At 63.5% G+C, this 19,227-nt stretch carries 19 protein-coding genes; 11 read left to right on the forward strand and 8 right to left on the reverse strand.

Annotation, left to right across the window (positions count from 1 at the left end):
• Window positions 1-5 precede the first annotated feature (5 nt).
• Together YP76_RS12285 and YP76_RS12290 are read left to right on the forward strand one after the other, a co-directional pair.
• Window positions 6-1,346: an aromatic ring-hydroxylating oxygenase subunit alpha gene (locus YP76_RS12285; RefSeq protein WP_046763879.1), complete on the forward strand. Its 1,341-nt coding sequence runs from the start codon at window positions 6-8 to the stop codon at window positions 1,344-1,346.
• Window positions 1,347-2,999, forward strand: coding sequence for an FAD-binding protein (locus YP76_RS12290; RefSeq protein ID WP_046763880.1), 1,653 nt, complete (start codon window positions 1,347-1,349; stop codon window positions 2,997-2,999).
• A 46-nt stretch (window positions 3,000-3,045) separates the two neighbouring features.
• Here the strand turns inward: YP76_RS12290 and YP76_RS12295 are convergent, their stop codons facing one another.
• The gene (locus tag YP76_RS12295; RefSeq protein WP_046763881.1) at window positions 3,046-4,032 is read right to left on the reverse strand and encodes a GlxA family transcriptional regulator; all 987 of its coding nucleotides are present in this window, start codon (window positions 4,030-4,032) and stop codon (window positions 3,046-3,048) included.
• A gap of 135 nt (window positions 4,033-4,167) precedes the next feature.
• Here YP76_RS12295 and YP76_RS12300 point away from each other — a divergent pair, with 135 nt between their 5' ends.
• From YP76_RS12300 to YP76_RS12310, 3 genes are all read left to right on the forward strand, one after another.
• Window positions 4,168-4,986 carry an SDR family NAD(P)-dependent oxidoreductase gene (locus YP76_RS12300; RefSeq protein WP_046763882.1) on the forward strand — a complete coding sequence of 273 codons (819 nt, stop codon included), beginning with the start codon at window positions 4,168-4,170 and terminating at the stop codon, window positions 4,984-4,986.
• A 148-nt stretch (window positions 4,987-5,134) separates the two neighbouring features.
• Complete coding sequence (locus tag YP76_RS12305) at window positions 5,135-7,456, forward strand: TonB-dependent receptor (protein ID WP_046763883.1); 2,322 nt, start codon at window positions 5,135-5,137, stop codon at window positions 7,454-7,456.
• A 166-nt stretch (window positions 7,457-7,622) separates the two neighbouring features.
• A complete protein-coding gene (locus YP76_RS12310) occupies window positions 7,623-8,501 on the forward strand; it encodes a DMT family transporter (protein WP_046763884.1) in 879 nt (292 codons plus the stop codon).
• Window positions 8,502-8,507: 6 nt separating this feature from the next.
• On the opposite strand, the gene YP76_RS12315 is transcribed toward YP76_RS12310, so the two are convergent.
• The 7 genes from YP76_RS12315 to YP76_RS12345 all read right to left on the reverse strand — a co-directional run bounded on the left by YP76_RS12315 (window position 8,508) and on the right by YP76_RS12345 (window position 14,691).
• Complete coding sequence (locus YP76_RS12315; RefSeq protein WP_046763885.1) at window positions 8,508-9,461, reverse strand: SDR family NAD(P)-dependent oxidoreductase; 954 nt, start codon at window positions 9,459-9,461, stop codon at window positions 8,508-8,510.
• Complete coding sequence (locus YP76_RS12320) at window positions 9,452-10,342, reverse strand: SDR family NAD(P)-dependent oxidoreductase (protein ID WP_046763886.1); 891 nt, start codon at window positions 10,340-10,342, stop codon at window positions 9,452-9,454. Before YP76_RS12320 ends, YP76_RS12315 begins: the two co-directional genes overlap by 10 nt.
• Window positions 10,339-11,097 carry an SDR family NAD(P)-dependent oxidoreductase gene (locus YP76_RS12325; protein ID WP_046763887.1) on the reverse strand — a complete coding sequence of 253 codons (759 nt, stop codon included), beginning with the start codon at window positions 11,095-11,097 and terminating at the stop codon, window positions 10,339-10,341. Before YP76_RS12325 ends, YP76_RS12320 begins: the two co-directional genes overlap by 4 nt.
• Window positions 11,098-11,121: 24 nt before the next feature.
• The gene (locus tag YP76_RS12330) at window positions 11,122-12,465 is read right to left on the reverse strand and encodes an aromatic ring-hydroxylating dioxygenase subunit alpha (protein WP_046763888.1); all 1,344 of its coding nucleotides are present in this window, start codon (window positions 12,463-12,465) and stop codon (window positions 11,122-11,124) included.
• A gap of 127 nt (window positions 12,466-12,592) precedes the next feature.
• On the reverse strand, window positions 12,593-13,399 hold the full coding sequence (locus YP76_RS12335) for a sugar phosphate isomerase/epimerase family protein (RefSeq protein ID WP_198147478.1): 807 nt from the start codon (window positions 13,397-13,399) through the stop codon (window positions 12,593-12,595).
• 10 nt (window positions 13,400-13,409) lie between these two features.
• Window positions 13,410-14,225, reverse strand: a complete 816-nt coding sequence (locus YP76_RS12340) for an SDR family NAD(P)-dependent oxidoreductase (protein ID WP_046764109.1) — start codon at window positions 14,223-14,225, stop codon at window positions 13,410-13,412.
• A 10-nt stretch (window positions 14,226-14,235) separates the two neighbouring features.
• Window positions 14,236-14,691, reverse strand: coding sequence for a PaaI family thioesterase (locus tag YP76_RS12345; RefSeq protein WP_052757397.1), 456 nt, complete (start codon window positions 14,689-14,691; stop codon window positions 14,236-14,238).
• 172 nt (window positions 14,692-14,863) lie between these two features.
• On the opposite strand from YP76_RS12345, the gene YP76_RS12350 reads away from it, so the two are divergent.
• The 6 genes from YP76_RS12350 to YP76_RS12375 all read left to right on the forward strand — a co-directional run bounded on the left by YP76_RS12350 (window position 14,864) and on the right by YP76_RS12375 (window position 19,191).
• Entirely contained in the window at window positions 14,864-15,760 is an 897-nt protein-coding gene (locus YP76_RS12350; protein WP_232307529.1) for a crotonase/enoyl-CoA hydratase family protein, read from the forward strand.
• Window positions 15,761-15,890: 130 nt separating this feature from the next.
• Window positions 15,891-16,871, forward strand: a complete 981-nt coding sequence (locus YP76_RS12355; protein ID WP_046763890.1) for a thiamine pyrophosphate-dependent dehydrogenase E1 component subunit alpha — start codon at window positions 15,891-15,893, stop codon at window positions 16,869-16,871.
• Window positions 16,871-17,878, forward strand: coding sequence for an alpha-ketoacid dehydrogenase subunit beta (locus tag YP76_RS12360; RefSeq protein WP_046763891.1), 1,008 nt, complete (start codon window positions 16,871-16,873; stop codon window positions 17,876-17,878). The genes YP76_RS12355 and YP76_RS12360 overlap by 1 nt, the downstream gene beginning before the upstream one ends.
• Window positions 17,879-17,897: 19 nt before the next feature.
• Window positions 17,898-18,128, forward strand: a complete 231-nt coding sequence (locus YP76_RS12365; RefSeq protein WP_013849477.1) for a biotin/lipoyl-containing protein — start codon at window positions 17,898-17,900, stop codon at window positions 18,126-18,128.
• A 5-nt stretch (window positions 18,129-18,133) separates the two neighbouring features.
• A complete protein-coding gene (locus YP76_RS12370) occupies window positions 18,134-18,451 on the forward strand; it encodes a hypothetical protein (protein ID WP_046763892.1) in 318 nt (105 codons plus the stop codon).
• Window positions 18,448-19,191, forward strand: coding sequence for a 2-oxo acid dehydrogenase subunit E2 (locus YP76_RS12375; protein WP_052757398.1), 744 nt, complete (start codon window positions 18,448-18,450; stop codon window positions 19,189-19,191). Before YP76_RS12370 ends, YP76_RS12375 begins: the two co-directional genes overlap by 4 nt.
• Window positions 19,192-19,227: the final 36 nt, after the last annotated feature.

Genomic DNA, 19,227 nt, shown 5'->3' on the forward strand with positions numbered 1-19,227 from the left:
GGACAATGAACGACATGGCCAGCGTTTCGGGGCAGGCAGCCGCGGTGACGGCGGATCGCATCCCGGTCGATGCCTATATCTCGCGCGATTATGTGAGGATCGAGAAGGAACGGCTCTGGCCCAAAGTGTGGCAGATCGCCTGCCGGGCGGAGGAGATTCCGAACGCTGGCGATTTCTATACCTATGACATTGCCGATGAATCCATTTCGGTCGTCCGTCAGAAGGACGGGTCGATCGCGGCCTATTTCAACGTCTGCCCTCACCGGGGCAGGCGGCTGACCGAAGGCTGCGGGCGGATGGGCAAGTTCCACTGCAAATATCATGGCTGGCAGTGGAGCCTGGACGGCAAGCCGACGGAGATCGTCGACCGGCACGACTGGGGCAATGCCCTGCCGGACGAGGATGTCACCCTGCAAAGGGTGAAGGTCGGCCAGTGGGGCGGCTGGGTCTTCATCAACATGGACCCGGACAGCGAAAGCCTGGAGGATTTCCTGGGCGAGGCGAAGACGATCCTCGACCCGTTCGAGATCGAGCATATGCGCTATGCCTGGCGCAAGCGCATCGTCATGCCCTGCAACTGGAAGACGGCGCAGGAAGCCTTCATGGAAGGCTATCATGTGCAGACGACGCACCGCCAGCTGCTCGCCTATCAGGACGACTACACCTATTCGAAGGCCTATGGGAAACATGCGCTGTTCGGCTATGCGCCGACCGCGCTGTTCGGCCTGCCCAGCCCGCGCATCAGCGACCAGAGCGGCGACATCCGCAAGGGTTTCTACGAATTCAACAAGGAAATCTGGGACACGTTGCAGGCGACCACCACGCAGGAGATGCTGGCGGCGGGCAGGCGGCTGATGGAATTGCCCGAAGGGGTCGACCCCTTCACCATGTATGGCGCCTTTGCCCAGTTCCATGCGGAGGAATCGGCGAAGAGCGGTCGTCCCTTCCCGGCGGTCACGGGCGAGCAGCTGATGAAGGCGGGAACGGACTGGAACATCTTCCCCAACCTCGTCTTCCTGCAACAGGCGACCAACGTGCTCTTCTATCGCGCGCGTCCCTATGGCGACGATCCCGACAAGTGCATCTTCGAGGTCAATGTGCTGGAACGCTACGCGCCCGGCACGGAGCCGAAGGTCGAGGTGGAGGATGGCGGTGACGGCAGCAACGGCAAGTGGCGCGACCTCAACTGGGGCCTCATCCTGGACCAGGACTTCCAGAATATGGAAGAGGTGCAGAAGGGCATGAAGTCGCAGGCCTTCACGGTCGCCCGGACCAACCCGGTGCAGGAGGTGGAGATCAGCAATTTCCACCGCGTCTATCATCAATATGTGGGGAAGGTGGACTGAATGGTCGAGGCGAAGTTCGACGAGGTTGCCGACTTCGTCATCATCGGATCGGGCGGCGGGGCGATGGCGGCGGGCCTGTACCTGAAATCCATCGGCAAGACGCCGCTGATCCTGGAAAAGACCGACAAGCTGGGCGGATCGACCGCCATGTCGGGCGGCGTGCTGTGGGTGCCCAATAACCATCTGCTGAAGGCCAAGGGCATCGAGGACAGCCATGATAGGGCGCGCACCTACATGGACGCGACCGTCGGTCACGACGGCGGGCCGGGCGCCACGCCGGAGCGCAAGGAGGCCTATCTGCGCAACGGCCCGGTCATGTTGAAATGGCTGGAAGAGCAGGGCATGAAATGGCTGCACACCGAAGGCTGGTCGGATTATTATGACGACCGGCCCGGCGGCGTGACGCGCAGCCGGTCGATCGGCGCGCCGATGCTGGACGCGCGCGAGATGGGGCCGCTGTTCGACAAGTTGCGGCTGGGCCCGATGGTGATGCCGCTGCCGACCGACAAGGCGGGTATCATTGGCCTGGCCACCCGCACTCCGCGCGGCATGTGGGAGGGGTTGAAGCTGTTGTGGCGCATGCGCGTGGTGGAAAAGCGCGGCAAGCCGATCCTGAGTTTCGGCGGCGCGTTGCAGGGGCGGCTGCTGATGCTGGCGGACAAGGCGGGGGTCGACATGCGCACCGACCATGGCGTCACCGAACTGATCGAGGAGGATGGCCGCATCGTCGGCGTCGTCGCGAACCATGGCGGCCAGACCCTGCGCATCGGCGCGCGGGACGGCGTGCTGATCAATGCGGGCGGATTTTCCCGCAATGCGGAGATGCGCAAGCGGTACGGCCCGCAGCCCAGTTCCGTCGAATGGACCAACGCCAATCCCGGCGACACGGGCGAGATGATCCAGATTGCCGAGAAGCATGGCGCCGCGCTGGACCTGATGGACCAGGCCTGGTGGGTTCCGGGAACGGTGGTGCCCGAAGGCGGACCGGCGAACATGCATAATACGGATATTTCCAAGCCGCATTGCATCATCGTCAATCGTCAGGGACGTCGCATCCTCAATGAAAGCGGCTCCTACATGGAAAATGGCCAGCGTCTGTACCGCAATGACGTGCCTGCCTATGTCATCCTCGATAGCCGTCATCGCAAGCGTTACGCCTGGGGCTATTATCCGCCGGGCAAGACGCCGCAGTCCTGGCTGGACAGTGGGATGATGAAGAAGGCGGATTCGATCGAGGAACTCGCGCGGATCACCGGCATCGACGCCGAGGGACTGAAGGCCGAGATCGAGAAGTTCAACGGATATTGCGAAACCGGCAAGGATCTGGACTTCAACCGGGGCGGGCGCGGCTATGACAATTGTTTCGGCGATCCGACGGTCAAGCCCAACCCCAACCTCGGCAAGATAGACAAGCCGCCTTTCTATGTGATGGAGATCGTGCCGGGCGACGTCGGCACGTCGGGCGGCATCGTCACCGACGAGGATGCCCGTGTCCTGCGCGCCGACGGGTCGGTGATCGCGGGGCTCTACGCCACCGGCAACTCCACCGCATCGGTGATGGGCCGCTGCTACCCGGCGGCGGGCGCCAGCATCGGCGCGTCGTTCATCTTCGGATGGATCGCCGCCCACCATGCCGTGGGCAGCAATAGCTGATCAGGAAACCAGTCTCTCCCCATGGGGGGGGTGGTCGTCCGCGGGTTCAGGTGCCGCCGGTCTTCGCCTTCGGCCGCGGCCTCGTCCGCCATTCGCTGGCCGTCATGCCGGCATGCTGACGAAACATCGCCCGAAACAACCGGCTGTCCGAATAGCCGACCAGTTGCGCGATCCGGTCCACCGAGCGCGTCGATTTGTCGAGCATGCGCACCGCCGCCTGAAAGCGGAGTTGCCCGACATAGGCCTTGGGCGCAAGACCGAGCGCCTTGTGAAAGCGTCGGTTGAGCGTCGCCGGACTCGTCGACAGATGTGTCGCCAATTCTGCCATGTTGATCGGCCCGGTGAAACGCTGCTCGATCCATAGCTGCGCCCTGGCGACCATGGGATCGGGTGCGAGCAGTTCCTTCTCCTCATAGTCCTGCCCGACGATCGAGGAGAGCCAGCGCGCGATATCGGGGGAGATCATCCGCTCCAGTACCCGGATGATCAATTGCAGATCATTGCCCATGCCGTTGCCGATCAGCAAATGACCGTGATCGACCAGTCCGAACCGTTCCTCGAACGGCTGGCGGGGGAACAGCGTGCGTGTCAGCGGTTGCATCGCCCGCGCCACCGGAACCGCGAGATCGGATGTGAAGCCGCCCGCCATCAGCAGCGTTGACGCCGCTCCGCTCGCGCCGATCACCGCGCCCATTTCCGATTGTCGACGAAGCCAGTCGATCAGCGGTCCGGCCTCCGCCAGGCGGCGCTCCAACGGTTCGCGCCCTCCCGCGCGGAAAGCCGGCAGCCAGATGAAGGCCATCGGTTCCTCTCCGTTCGCGGAGCCGTCGACCGGAAAGGACCGTCCGTCGCCCAGCACGACCGGCTCGCCATCGGCGGACAGGATATGAAGCTGGGTCTCCATGCGCATCTCTTCCTCGCCCGCGAAAACATGCTCCACCCGATCGCGCGCGATCAGGAAGCTGTCCATCAGCGCGCCGACGCTGCTGGAATAGGCGCCGGGCAGCGCGACAAGGGCGAAGTCGAAGGCCATGGGTGAGAGAAAACAACCGGTATATGCGCAAATACTCCCTGTCAATCTTCCCCTCGCTGCGCGAACAGCAGGGTTGCGCGCTGGACGGACATGCCCTTCTGCTCCATCGGCATCGTCGACAAGGAAAGAGCCTGCATGCCCGAACCGATACGCCATTATGACCGCCTTGCTGGGAAAGTGGCGATCGTCACGGGCGCTGGCGCGGAAGGGGATGATATTGGTATCGGCCGTTCCATCGCGCTGCTGATGGCAGCGGAAGGCGCGCAGCTTGTCTGCGCCGATCTCGACCTCGCCCGCGCGCAAGCGACGGCCGAACGGATCGAAGCCAATGGCGGGCGCGCGGTCGCGGCAGGGGGCGACGTGGGCGACCCGGCTGTCTGCGGCAAGCTGGTCGACGCAGCCATGGCGGCATTTGGCAGGCTCGACATATTGGTCAACAATGTGGGAATATCGGGACCGGCCACGCTCGAAACCATGACGCTCGACCAGTGGAACCGGACCCTGACGACCAATCTCACCAGCGTGATGCTGATGAGCCAGTCGGCCATTCCGCATATGGCCCGTAACGGCGGCGGAGCGATCGTCAATATCTCCTCGCTGGCCGGCATCAGGGCCATGGGCGCCATCGCCTACGGACCGTCCAAGGCGGCGATGGCGCAACTGTCGCGCGAGATCGGCGTGCTCCACGGCCGCCAGGGGATCCGCGTCAACACGGTGGCGCCCGGCCATGTCATGACGCCTCACGCGGCGCGCTACATGTCCGAAGAAATGCGTGAGACGCGCCGGAAGGTGAGCCCCCTCGGCATCGAGGGCGATGCCTGGGACGTGGCGCAGGCGGTGCTGTTCCTGGCGAGTGATGAGGCGCGCTTCGTCAATGGCGTCGAACTGGCGGTCGATGGCGGCGTGGTGGGGATCGGGCCGCTTGCCGGTCATGCCTTCATCGCGGAAAGCTGATGGGACAGCCCTGCAAATATCACGACTGCGATCAATCTGGCCTGCGCGTTCGGGAAGATTGAGTAAAAATATCCTTTCGACATGATCCTTCACAGAGCCGCAACAGCGGCCAGACCGGCGACAGTGCCGGACGATCAGGAGAGGAAGGATGACCATGTTCCGGTCCGCATTGCTTGCCGCCACATCGCTCTTCGCCACCGCCGCCGCAGCGCAGGACGCCGCGCCTCAGGCATCGGGCATGGCCCAGGCGCCCGACATCGTCGTGACCGCCCGCCGGCGCGAGGAAGCGTTGCAGGATGTGCCCATTTCGATCACCGCGGTCAGCGGCGACTCGCTCGCGCGGAGCGGCGTCAGCGATGCGCTGGGGCTGCAAAGCCGCGTGCCCTCGCTCAGCCTGACCAACCAGGGTACCAGCCGCAACGAGCTGGGCTTCGCCATCCGCGGTCAGCGCACCCAGGAATCGCAGTTGCTCACCGATCCGCCGGTCGGCACCTATTTCGCCGAAGTGGTCCAGGCCCGCAGCGTCGGCTTCGCCTATGCGCTCTACGACCTTCAATCGACCCAGGTGCTGAAGGGCGTGCAGGGCACGCTGTTCGGTCGCAACATGACCGGCGGCGCGGTCCTGATCGAACCCAACAAGCCGGTGGACGATTTCCATGCCGAGTTGCGCGGCCAGATCGGCAATTATGACATGCGTGACCTTTACGGCATGGTGAACATACCCCTCACTGACGGACTGGGCGTGCGTTTCGCGGGCAAGATCAGGAAGCGCGACGGTTTCACCAGAGATGTGCTGACCGGTCGCGACTATGACGACCAGGATTACAAGACCTTCCGTACCTCGATCCGCTTTGCGCCGACGCCCGAATTCGAATCCAATACGATCATCGATTACATCAAGACGAACGAACATGGCACGGCATTGGTCGGCACCGCCGCCAATCCCGCGGCGCCCGCCATCGCCGGCTATGCGACGCTGCGCGGCTTCGGCATTCCGGTATCGGACGTCATCGGCCAGTTCGCGGCGCAGCAGGCACGGCCGCATTATAGATTCGCGTCGGGATCGGGAACCGGCGGCACTCTCGATGCCTATCAGACCCAGCCCTATGAACGGCTGAAGAACCGCGGCGTCACGAACCGCACCACCTACAGCCTCGACAATATCACGTTCAAGAATGTCGTCGGCTATCGCAAGCTGGATTTCGACCAGGTCATGGATCTGGACGGCGTGCCCGCCTATCTCATCAATTCCAATCGCTATCGCAGCATCGAACAGTTCAGCGAGGAATTCCAGATCCAGGGCAAGGCGATTGAGAACCGGCTCGATTATGTGCTGGGCGCTTATTATTTCGTCGAGAAGGGCAAGGACGGTTCGACGTCGAGCCAGTTCCCGGAACTGGCGATCGCCGGCTCCGGATTGCCGCTCAACACGCCCGCCGCGACTTTCCTCAACGCCTATGCGGGCAGCGGCAAGGCGAAGACTTTTGCGCTGTTCGCGGCGGGCACCTATGCCTTCACCGACCAGTTCAAGGTTTCGGCGGGCATCCGCTACACGACCGACAAGCGTAATGCGCGAATCTTCGCTTATTATCCCAATCTGGGCACATGCCTGTTCCGTGTGGACACCGGCACCACCTCTTTCGTCCCCGCGACGCTGGCCGACTGCCCCCAGACCAACAGCAAGAAATGGGATGCCTTCACCTGGGACGTCACGCTGCAATATGAACCCAACGCGAATCTAACGACCTATATCTCGACCCGGCGCGGTTTCCGGTCGGGCGGCTTCTCGCTTCGCGCGGCGTCGACCGAAGAGTTGCGACCCTTCGACCCTGAAACAGTGCAGGAATATGAAGCCGGGCTCAAGACGCGTCATGGGCTGGGTGGAGCGACGCTGACCGGCAATCTCGCCATCTTCTATCAGGACTATAAGAACGTCCAGAAGCAGACCTCGTCGATCGACAGTGCGGGCAATGTCAACACGATCATCGACAATACCGCCCGGCAGAAGAATTATGGCGGCGAACTGGAACTGGGTCTTATCGCGGGTCCGCTCAACATCAGCGCCTTCTATTCCTATGTCGGCGTGAAGATCAGCCAGGGCCGCCAACCGGGCGAATTCGCGCTGGTCGGATCGCCTCATCATCAGATGGGCGCCAATGTCAGCTATGAAATCCCCCTGCCGGGCGATGCGGGCGCGATCAACCTCAACGCCAATATCAGCTATCGCACGAAACAGCATCTCGACAAGAATGACGTGCTGGCGACCGAGCCGGGTTATGAACTGGTCAACCTGCGCGCGGGTTGGGAGAATATCTTCGGCACGGGTCTGGGTGCCGCCGCCTTCGTCAACAATCTGACGAAGAGCTATTACCGGGTGGGCGTGATCGGCATCTACAATGAGGCGGGTTACATTTCCTCGGTCTATGGCGAACCGCGCACCTACGGGATGGAACTGTCCTATAAATTCTAATCGGGTCATTACGGGCGCCGGATTTTCGATCCGGCGCCCGTAAGATTGCGGGAGGAATCGGCCATTTTATCGGGTTTCGCGCTCGTCCCCTGCACGCCACCGATCACCAGATCGATTGATGCTTTGCACTCTATCCTGCGCGGGCCGGTGCGGTTAATGCGGCGGGATGGATGGTCGCGAACAAGGGCATCATGACAATGGGCGCGGTGCCCTGTGGATGCTGGCCTCCGGCTTTGCCTACAGCATCGCCATGGCGCTGGTGAAGCTGCTGGGTGACGACTATTCGGCGGCCACGCAGAATTTCGTGCGGCAGGGCGTCGGCCTGATCGCGCTGGCGCCCTTCATCCTGCGGCAACCGCGCAGCGCCTTCATGCTTCGCCGGCCAATGCTGATGATATTGCGTTGCGCGGCGACCAGCCTGTCGATCATCCTCGCGTTCAACAGCTTCCACCTTCTGGGACTGGCGGAAGCGAACGCCCTGTCCTTCACCCGCACCCTGTTCCTCGTGCCCCTCGCCGCGCTGCTCCTGGGCGAGCGGCTGGATCGGCAAAGGCTCTTCGCCACGCTGGTCGGCTTTGCGGGCGTACTCATCATCATTGCTCCGGGTTCGGCCCATTCGCTGATCGGATGGGCGGCGGCTCAGGGGCTGCTGGCCGCGCTGCTCGTCTCCTGGTCGGTGATCAGCGTCAAGCAGATGGCGCGCGATCACAGCGATCTTGCACTCCTTACCTGGTCGACATTGCTGGGCCTGATCTTCACCGCGCCGTTGGCCTGGAGCAGCTGGCGCATGCCAACCGCCGAGGATGCTCTGCTGCTCGCAGCCATGGGCATACTCGGCGTCGCGACACAGGCCTGCTATATCCGGGGCATGACGTTAGGGGAGGCGAGCCTCATGGGGCCGCTCGACTATGTCCGTATCCTGTTCATCACGGCGCTCGGCTACATGCTGTTCAGCGAATGGCCACAGCCGGGCACCTATGTGGGATCGGCGTTGATCATCGGCACCGCCATCTACATCACCGTGCACGGACGGCGGCGCGTCTGACCTTGCTCAGCCTCTTTCCACGTCCGGGCCGAAATCGGGCGCATCGGTAGCCGTCCAGGGCAGGTGGCGGAAATAGCGCGCGCCCGCCTCCGCCTGATTATGGACGGGAGCGAGCATGGTTTCGTCCCATATTTCCGCCACGCACTCGCCAACCTTTTCCGCATTGATCCGTGGGTCGAAAATCTCGCCGGTCTCCGCGAAGATGAGGTTCGACAAGCGGCCGCCGCCCGTCAGCAGGATGCGGCCGGTCTCTTTGCAGTCGCGGCTCAGGAACCAGACCATCGCCGCCGCCACCTTCTCGGGCGGCAGATTGTCGCGGAACCAGGCAACGGTGGAGGGATCGGGTATCTGCTCGATCAGGCGGGAATAGGATGTCGGCATGACGGCATTGAGCATTATGCCCAGCGGTTTCCCCTCGATCGCGGCATCCAGCGTCAGGCCCAGCATGCCGGCCTTGGCCGCGGCATAAGGAGCATTGCCGCCGACGCCAAGCGCGCCGTTCGAACTGACGTTGAGGATGCGGCCATAGCGCTGCGCCGCCATGTGCGGCCAGGCGGCGCGCATCAGATGATGGCCGCCGATCAGGTTCGTCGCATAATGGCGTTCGATGGCCTCGTCATCATGGGCGGTGAAGGGGCCCGCAATGCCCGTGCCGGCATTGTTGATCAGAATATCGACCCGTCCGAAGGCATTCAGGGCCGTATCGACTATCGACCGTGCATTCGCCGCAGTTCCCACCGCCAGGCCATTGGCGATCGCACGCCCGCTCGCCGCGGTGATTTCCGCGGCCACCGCTTCGGCCGGAGCAGAACTGCCGTCCTGTTCGCCCAGAACCCCGCCGCCATAGTCGTTGACGACCACCGCCGCGCCCCGCCGCGCCAGTTCCAGCGCATAGGCGCGTCCCATGCCTCCACCCGCGCCAGTCACAATGGCCACCTGGCCGGAAAAATCTATCGGCATGCCGTCATCGCCTTCACCAGTTCCGGCAGGATCTCCGCGCCGGACGCAAAAGAGCTGGTCCATTCGGGTTGCGCGGTCAGGCCTCGCATCACGCTGTCGATATCGCCTTCGGACAGTTGATGGACCGGCCCTTCCAATATCTGGACGCGGCGGACATGGCCCCCGCCCGCATGATAGATGCCGCCCGACGTGGCGCATCTGTCGCTGCATAGCCAGCCGACGACCGGCGCGACATGATCGGGCGAGGCATAACCGGCCCACTGCGCCGGAATGCTGCCCGCCGACATGGGTGTATAAGCGGCGGGAGCGACGACATTGACGCATAGGTCCGCGCCCGGCGGGACGTCGATCACCAGAGAGCGGGCGAGGCCCACCATCGCGGCCTTGGACGCCGCATAATCGGCCGAGCCGACCTGTCCCCACAACCCGGCGCTGGAGCCGGTAAGGACGATCCGTCCATAACCTGACTCGACCATGGCGGGCCACACGGCCTTCAATCCCACCAGCACGCCGCGCAGGTTGATGTCGAGCAGCGCATCCATTTCCTCCAGCGTGACGGCGCCGAAATCGCGGAACGCCTGCACGCCCGCATTGCTGACGAAAATATCGGGCGTGCCGAAATGCTGCCGGGCGATGCGCACCATCTCGGCGGCGGACTCCGGCATCTGCACGGGCCCGTCATGCGCGACCGCCCGGCCGCCTACGCTCACGATTTCCTCCGCCACGGCCTGCGCCGAGGAGGAGCCGTCGGGCGCCGGGCGGTTGCTGACGATCACGGCGCAGCCATGGGCCGCAAGCCAATGGGCATAGGCGCGGCCCAGCCCCTTGGCGGCGCCGGTGATGATGGCGGTGCGGCCCGAAAAGTCGAGCGTCCCGCTCACAGCATCATCTGCCCGCCGTCCACATTGATGGTCTGGCCGGTCACATAGCGGCTGTCCTCGCTGGCCAGGAACAAGGCGGCCGGCCCGATATCCTTCTCGCAATCGCCCAGATAGCCGAGCGCGACGAGTTTCATGACCTTTTCGGCTTCCTCCGGGAAATCCTTGACCCATTGTTCGGCAATCGGGCTGAGCGCGGCGGGGCAGATCACATTGACGCGGATCTTATAGGGGCCCAGTTCCCGCGCGGCGGTGCGGGACAGGCCGCGAATGGCCTCCTTGGTCGCGGCATAGGCGGCAAAGCCGACGCCGCCATGAATGCCCTCATAGGAACCGAAGTTGATGATCGATCCGCCCTTCTCCTTCATATGGGGGACCGCCGCCTGCATATGCTGGAACGTGCCGTAAAGGCCGGATTCGATCGTCAGCGCAAACAGCGCGTCATCCGTATCCTCGAACATGGTGCCGGGTTTGGACGTCTGCGCATTGTTCACCAATATGTCGAGCCCGCCGAACAGGTCGACTGCCTTGGCGACGGCGGCCTCCGCATCCGCGCGCACGCCAGCGGTTCCCGCGATCCAGGCCGCTTCGCCGCCCTCCGCCTTCAGCGCTGCGACCGCCGCTTCCAGCTTGTCGGGGGTGCGGCCGGTGATCAGCACTTTCGCGCCTTCGCGCAGGAAAACCTGGGCGATGCCCAGGCCGACGCCCTGACCGCCGCCGGTGACGATTGCGACCTTGCCGTTCAATCTGCCTGCCATGATCTCTCCTTTCAATCTGTGGGTTCAGGCGCCGATGAATTCGCGCAGCGCCCTGTGGAAGTTCGATACACTTCGTTCCTGCACGGGGTTGGTGCGCGATCCGGTGAAGCCGGTCGAGCGCATGCCCCGCTGCACTTCGGTCATATTCTCGAAATCCTGCGTCAGGATCAGGCCCCAGGCGTCATGATCGCGCCAATCCCTGAACTCCTGCCGTTCCAGCGGCGGTTCCTGCCCTTCGGGATAAAGGACCAGCGAATAGACTTCGAAGATGCATCGTTCCGGGTCATTGCGGTCGGGGCGCGCACGGTAGGCGAGCATGGCATCGGGCGCCGGCAGAAAGACCATGTTGGGGAAAAGATGCCAGTCCGCTCCGGCGCGGGCGATTTCCTCCGGTGTCAGCGAAGGGAAGGGGATATCGCGTTCCTGTGCGGCCTCGAAGGCGATCTGGCCATATTTCATCAACACGTCGAGCAACGACGCATCCTGAGGCAGCTCGTCGACCAGCCGGTCCGCCAGTTCCGACATATGCGGCGGGATCGATGCTTTCAGATCCTGTTCCAGCATCAGGACGAAATCGCGGACGTTCCGACGATAGTCGACCTTCGTGCTGGCCAGTCGGGGAGAACGTTCGCCCAGCGAAATCCGCCCCGGCGCAAGCTGGTAGCTGCCATGGCGCCCCTCCGCGAACGACAGGGCTTCGTCATCGTGGACCGGCAGCAATTGGGTATGGGTGGTCTGGACGTGATAGCCCTCGTTGAAGGCTTCCAGCGCCGTCTTCCAGTTGCAGTCGATGCCCGTGCGCTTGTACCAGCGATAGCGCATCTTCTCGAACGGGTAATTGCGGAACACCTCCGGGATCGGCGACAGGAATTCCAGCAACGGTTCGGCATTGTCGTCCATGCAGATGAAGACGAAACCGCCCCAGCTATCGACGCGGACTTTGGGCAGGGCGATGTCCTCGTCCTTCAGGCTGCCGTCCCAATTGTCACGGTCGACGACGTTGGCGATCGTCCCGTCCAGCTTCCACGACCAGCCATGAAAGCGGCAGAACAGACGCGCCGTATGGCCGCAACCGTCCGTCAGGCGGCGGCCGCGATGCTGGCACGCGTTGTGATAGGCCGCGATCCGGTCCGCCGCGACACGCACGACGATGAAGGATTCATCGAGCACGTCATAGGTGACATAATCGCCGACGCGGGGGATTTCCTCCTCGCGACAGGCCATCTGCCATGTCCGCGGCCAGAGACGCTGCTGTTCCAGCCGGGCGAAGTCGCGGCTGACATAATCTTCCTTCGGGATGAAATCCTCTGGACCGGCCTTCTTCCTGCGCGTGATTTCCGGCTGTAGCGCGCCGACTGGCTGGTTCACTGCCCTATCCTCTCCTTCTGATCTCGCCATCAGCTTCTCGCCGGTACGGCGCAAGTCAATGTCAGGGCCGCCAACGCCCCTCCATCATCGCCAGTCTGATCGCTCCTTGTCGCTGGACCGGATGAAATCACGCAGTCGCGGCATGCACCGCCGCGACTGACGTCTCGAAAGCGCGACGGGCGCGTGCTTTCCGGTCAAGCTCCGGTTCCGCGCGTGGTATCTCGACGCCGATGATGATGTCATCGGGCAGGGCGCGGATGAACTCCGCGACCGGCAGCGTGCCTTCGCCGGGCCAAAGCCGGTGCCTGACCGCATCATGTGCATAGCTTTCGAAATCGACCACGCCCGGCGCATCGCACAGTTGCGCGCCCCGGATCGTGCCCGGAGGCACGCGGGCAAGGTCGGCCGGCCTTCCGCCCGATTGGGCCAGATGCAGCAGGTCGACCAGCAAGCCCGCATTGGCGCTGTCGACCCGGTCAAGGAAGGCGAGCGCCGCATCCAGCGTACCGATGCGCGAAAGCGGCGTGAATTCCAGCGCGGTGCCGATGCCCGCCACCTTCGCCCATGTGTCGAGCTGGCAGAAACGGTCGAAGCCGCGCTCCATGTCGCTGTCGAAATGCAGGGCGACGATGTTGCGCGCGCCCATTTCCGCCATCAGCGCAATGCCATCACGATAGGCGGCCATGGGCGCTTCATCCCCCAATGCAAAGCCGTCGGCCTGATTGAGCGCCACGCCCGTTTCGCGCAGGCGTCGCGCCATGGCAGCCGTCGCAGGATCGCCGGCGCGCAAATGGGTGGCGGGCAGGGCGTCGTAAGGGACAGCAGCGAGCCAGGGGCTGATCGCGGCGAAGCCCGCGTCGGCCGCCAGGTCCACCAATTCGGCCGGGTCTGTGCCGATTACGGTCAGTTGGTCGAGGGCAAGGGGACGGGTCATACCATCATCCTCACATCTGCGGAACCGCGCCGCCATGGGCGGCGATGGAGGCCATGATCTCCTCGGTCGTGGGATTGCGGCGCAGCGTCAGGCCGCCCGTCACGTTGAACGTCTGGCCGGTCATGAAACATTCGTCGCTGGCCATGAACAGCGCCGCATTGGCGATATCCTCGACCGTCGTGATCCGGCCCAGCGGATATTCCTTCGCATAGGCCTCGACCATGCCGGGCACGTTGAACCCGCCCAGCATCGGCGTGATGGTCAGGCCCGGCGCCAGGATGTTGGCGCGAATGCCATGTTTGCCATATTGATAGGCGACGAAGCGTGTCATCTGGTTGAGCGCGGCCTTGGCGCCCATATAGCTGCAATGATCGTCGGACATGATGTCCGCCACGGCGGAGGAGATGTTGATGATCGCGCCGCCCCGTCCACCGGGCCTTTCGCGCTTCATCGCCCCGACCATCACCTGCATGAAGAACAGCCCGCCCTTGAAGATGATGGAGAGCATCGAATCGATCTGCTCCTCCGTCTCCTCCTCGAAAGGCGCAAGGAAGCCGATAGCGGCTGCGTTGACGGCGATATCGATGGCGCCATGACGCGCCAGCACCGCATCGGCGAGGGACTGGATTTGGGCGCGGTGGCTGATGTCACATGGAATGGCGGTGGCTCCGGTTGCCGCCGCGAACGCGTCCAGTCCTTCCTTCCCGCGCCCGGATACGACCACCTGCGCGCCTTCCTCCAGAAAGCGCGTGGCAATCGCCTGGCCCATATTGCCTTCGCGCGTGGCGCCCATGATCACCGCGACCTTGCCCTTCAATCGGCCCATCATGCTCTCCTTATCCTGCCAGTTCCGCCGGTCGTGCGAGCAGCGATTCATAGTCTCGATAGGGCGGGAATTTACGGCGGAAGACGGCGTTGGCGCGCAGGGCCGTCTCGCCGTCCGCGATGAAACGGCATTGCGCGAACGCCAGATTGGGTGTCCACCGCAATATCTCCGCCCGGCCTTCCACCCACTGGCCTTCCGTTGCTGCACCCAAAAAGTCGATGCTCATGGAAACCGTCGGCCCGCTCTGGCCGGTCACGAACCCGACATTCATGCCCATGACCACGTCGGCCATGGTCGCCCAGGTGCCGCCATGGCAGTTGCCGCGCGGGTTGCAGTGCTGGCGCGCGATGTGAAAGCCGAGCGCGATATATCCGCCGTCCTCCTGCCGGATATAAACCGGGTCGAAACCGCCCATGACCTCGTCCAGCCGGTCCAGCCGATGGAAACCTGCGGGTATGTCCGCCACCCTCGCCTTTACATTTTGCATAATGAGAGAGGACTGCCCCGACTGCCGGATCGGGGCAAGACAAGGGGGGTGCAAGGATCACATTTCCGATAGGCGGCCGAGCCTGCCTCGCCAGCACTACATGAGGCGCGCTATGCTGGGCCGATATGGTTTTGGAGAGCGGAACATGGGCATGAAATGGCTTAAGTCGACGGAATGTATCAGCTTTGAAGTGCGCGACAATGTGGCGCGCATCACCCTGAACCGGCCCGAAAAGCGTAATGCCCTGTCCGGACAGACGCTCAGGGAATTGCATCAGGCCCTGCTGGAAGCGGACGACCGGCGAGATGCCAACGTCATCCTGCTTTCTGGCGAGGGCAAGGATTTTTGCGCCGGCTACGACCTGACGGACAGCTATGGCGGGGCGGCTGACACCGCGACAGAATATGATCCCGCCGCCTATCGCAGCCGTGCCGGGACGATCGACGACGATATCTGGAATCTGGAACGGCAGCAGGAACTGACGTCCATCATGTTGGACCTGCACAAGCCGATCGTGGCGAAGGTTCAGGGCAATTGTCTGGCGGGTGGCACCGATCTCGCCTTCTCCTGCGACATCGTGCTGGCGGCGGACAATGCCAAGATCGGTTTCCCCGCCGCCCGCGCCAATGGCACGCCGCCGACGAACCTGTGGTTCTATCATTGCGGTCCGCAATGGACCAAGCGCATGCTGTTCACCGGTGATACGATCAGCGGCATCGACGCCGCGCGCATCGGCCTGGTCCTGGAGGCCCATCCGGCCGAGGAACTGGATTTCGAGGCCGATGAAATGGTGCGCCGCATCGGCAGCGTCGATGCCGAGATTCTCTCCACCCACAAGCGCGTCGTCAATGCGCAGATGGAACTGGCGGGCGCGAAGCAGTCCATGCGCTATGCCGCTGAACTGGACGCGCGCGCCCACCTGAGCACCGGTCCGCGCCGCAGCCAGTTCCGCAAGGATATGGCGGAAAAGGGGCTGAAGGAGGCATTGACCAACCGCGATGCGCCGTTCGGAAAGGGGCGGATCGAGCTTCGCGCGCGGCGTCCCTGACCGGCAGAGGCGCGCCGCCCCACCCTTCACAATTGCGATATGGAAGGGGCGGGGCTTCCACACCCGGCAAAACATGGCAGATGCTCACATCCGTATAGTGAGAATCCGGCCTTTCGAAAGGACGTCTGAAATGAGCAACAGGGCAACCCCCGATGCGGCGACGCAGATAGAGATCTACCGCCGCATGGCGCTGATCAAGGCGAATGACGAACGGTCGCGCAAGGTCATCATGAACGGGCGGCTGGTCATGCCCTATTACAGCCCGCGCGGTCAGGAAGTGATCCCCAGCGCCATCTCGGTCAACCTGACCGACGAGGATTATATCTGCACCATCTATCGCGGCAGCCACGACCAGCTGGCCAAGGGCCTGCCGCTGAAGGATCTGTGGGCGGAAGTCGCCGGGCGCACCACCGGCACCTGCAAGGGGAAGGGCGGGCCGATGCACGTCACCTATCCCACCAAGGGGATCATGGTGACGACCGGCATCGTCGGGTCGACCATGCCGATCGCCAACGGCCTTGCCTGGGGTTCGCAGTTGCGCGGCGACGGTCGCGTGACGGTCGCCTCCTTCGGTGATGGCGCGGCCAACATCGGCGCCTTCCATGAATCGCTCAATCTGGCCGCCGTCTGGAAATTGCCGGTGATCTTCGTCTGCCAGAATAACGAGTGGGGCGAACATACCGCCTATGACAAGACCAGCAATGTGAAGGTCGCCGACCGCGCAGCCGCCTATGGCATGCCGGGCGTGCGGGTGGACGGCAACGATCCGTTCGAGATGTACGCCATCGCCAGCGAGGCGATCGCCCGCGCCCGCGCCGGTGAGGGGCCGACCCTGATCGAGGCGATGACCTATCGCTTCTTCGGCCACGTCTTCGGTGACGCCGACGCCTATATGGACAAGGCGCGCAAGGAAGAGGCGATGGCGAACGATCCGGTCCCGCGCTTCCGCGCGCAGCTGATCGAAAGCGGCATCGCGACCGAGGAGCTGCTGGCCGAGATGGAAGCTGCCATCGAGAAGGATATCGACGAGGCGGTCGAATTCGCGCTGGCAAGCGACTTCCCCGGCGTGGAGGAACTGAAGCGCGACGTGTTCGCGGAGGAGATGGCCTGATGAACGCCCAGAGCAATGTGAAGGCCGCCAAGGCCAATATCCTTCAGGCCATCAATGCCGCCATCGCCGACGCGATGGAGGCGGATGACAATGTCATCGCGCTTGGCGAAGATCTGGCCGACCCCGAGGAAGGCGGCGTCTGCGGCGTCACCAAGGGGCTTTCGTCGCGCTTCGGCGAACATCGCGTGCGCTCCACCCCCATTTCCGAACAGGCGATCATCGGCGCGGCCATCGGCGCCAGCCTGGTGGGCTTCAAGCCGATCGCCGAAATCATGCTGATGAACTTCACGACCGTGGCGATGGACATGATCGTGAACCATGCGGCTAAGCTGCGCTTCATGTCCGGCGGCCAGACCCATGTGCCCATCGTCATCCGCACGATGACCGGCACCGGCTTTGCCAGCGGCGGGCAGCATTGCGACTATCTGGAGGCCTGGTTCGCGCATACGGCGGGCATTAAGGTCGTTGCACCCTCCAGCCCCAAGGATGCCTATGGCCTGATGCGCAGCGCCATCGACGATCCCGATCCGGTGCTGTTCATCGAGAATCTGCCGACCTACTGGTCGCCCGCCGAGGCGCCGGAAAAGGGCCATCGCGTGCCCATCGGCAAGGCCAATGTGCTGAGCGAGGGCAGCGACGTCACCATCATCGCCTATGCCCGCATGATCCAGGAAGCGATGCCCGCCGTCGCGAAGCTCAAGGAAGCGGGGATTTCCGCCGAACTCATCGACCTGCGCACCATCGCGCCGTGGGACCAGGAAACCGTGCTGAAGTCGGTGGGCAAGACCGGCCGCGCAGTCATCGTGCATGAGGCGGTGACGCCGTTCGGCGCGGGCGCGGAAATCGCGGCGGTGCTCAATGAGCAACTGTTCGGCAAGCTCAAGGCCCCGGTCAAGCGGTTGGGCGGCGCCTTTTGCCCCGTGCCTTTCTCCAAACCGCTGGAAACCGCCTTCGCGCCGCAGACGGCCGACATCGTCGCGGCGGCCGAGGCCCTCGCCAAATCCTAATATTCTCAGGGAGTTCCCAATGGCTGTTGAAGTATTGCTGCCCAAGATCGGCTTTTCGATGAATGAAGGTACGCTGGCCGAATGGCTGGTGGAAGATGGCGGCCAGGCCGTCGAGGGCCAGCCGCTCTATGCGTTGGAGTCCGAGAAATCGACGCAGGAAGTCGAAAGCCCCGCCAGCGGCACGCTCAAGATCATCGCTCAGATCGGCGAAACCTACGAAGTCGGCACCCTTCTGGCGACGATCGAGTAAACCCGATGCGCTATATCCTGCATGTCACTTCGCGCGCGGTGGTCGGGCGCGAGGCGGAATATGACCGCTGGTATGATGAGATACATTCGGTCGAGATGTGCCGGTTGCCGGGTATCCTGTCCTGCACCCGTTACAGGGAACTGGACATGACCGGCACGCCGACCGGCCTGTTCGTCGCCGATTATGAGGTCGAGACCGACGATCCTCCAGCATTGCTGGAAAGCGTTTTCGCGGCGGCGCCGACCATGCAGCTCACGGATTCCATAGACATGGAAAGCCCGCGCTTCTCATTCCTCAAGCCGACGGGGCCTGAGCGCATATGAGCGATCTTCTGGCCGGTCTTGCGCCTTGGCCTACGGGCGACTTCTCCGCCTTTGGGGAGGTCGAGCAGCGCCCCCTCAGCAAGATTCAAAAATATGTCGCGGCCTTTCTCGGCCGCAACTGGGTTGCCATTCCGCACGTCACCCATCAGGATGATGCGGACGTCACGGAACTGGAGGAGCGGCGCAAGGCGCATAACGCCTCAGGCGGCACGAAGTTGACTGCCGTGCCGCTGCTCGTGAAGGCGCTGGCTGACGGCCTTTCCGCCTTTCCGCAGTTCAACGCCTCGCTCGATCCGGTGAGCGGCATGCTGACGCTCAAGAAATATGTGCATGTCGGCGTGGCGGTGGATACGCCCGCCGGGCTCCTGGTGCCGGTCATCCGCGATTGCGACCGCAAATCCGCGACGCAGATTGCTGAGGAGATCGTCGCCCTCTCGGACAAGGCGCGGACCAAGGGCCTGTCCATGGCGGAAATGTCCGGCGGTTGCATCACGCTGACGTCATTGGGTCATATTGGTGGGACGGGCTTCACGCCGATCGTCAATGCGCCCGAAGTCGCGATTCTGGGCGTTACGCGCGCTCGGCCGGTGCCGGTTCCCGCAGATGATGGAGGGATTGCCTGGCGGCAGATGCTGCCTCTGTCGCTCAGCTATGATCATCGCGTGATCAACGGTGCGGATGCGGCGCGTTTCTGCCGCTTCGTCGCCGACCGGCTGGCGGCGGCCGACCTCTTCGCCTGAGAGCTGGAATGCGGTTCTGAGGACGTCTCATCTTTC

Origin of the sequence: Sphingobium chungbukense (genome assembly GCF_001005725.1) — a bacterium.
Lineage (GTDB): Bacteria > Pseudomonadota > Alphaproteobacteria > Sphingomonadales > Sphingomonadaceae > Sphingobium > Sphingobium chungbukense.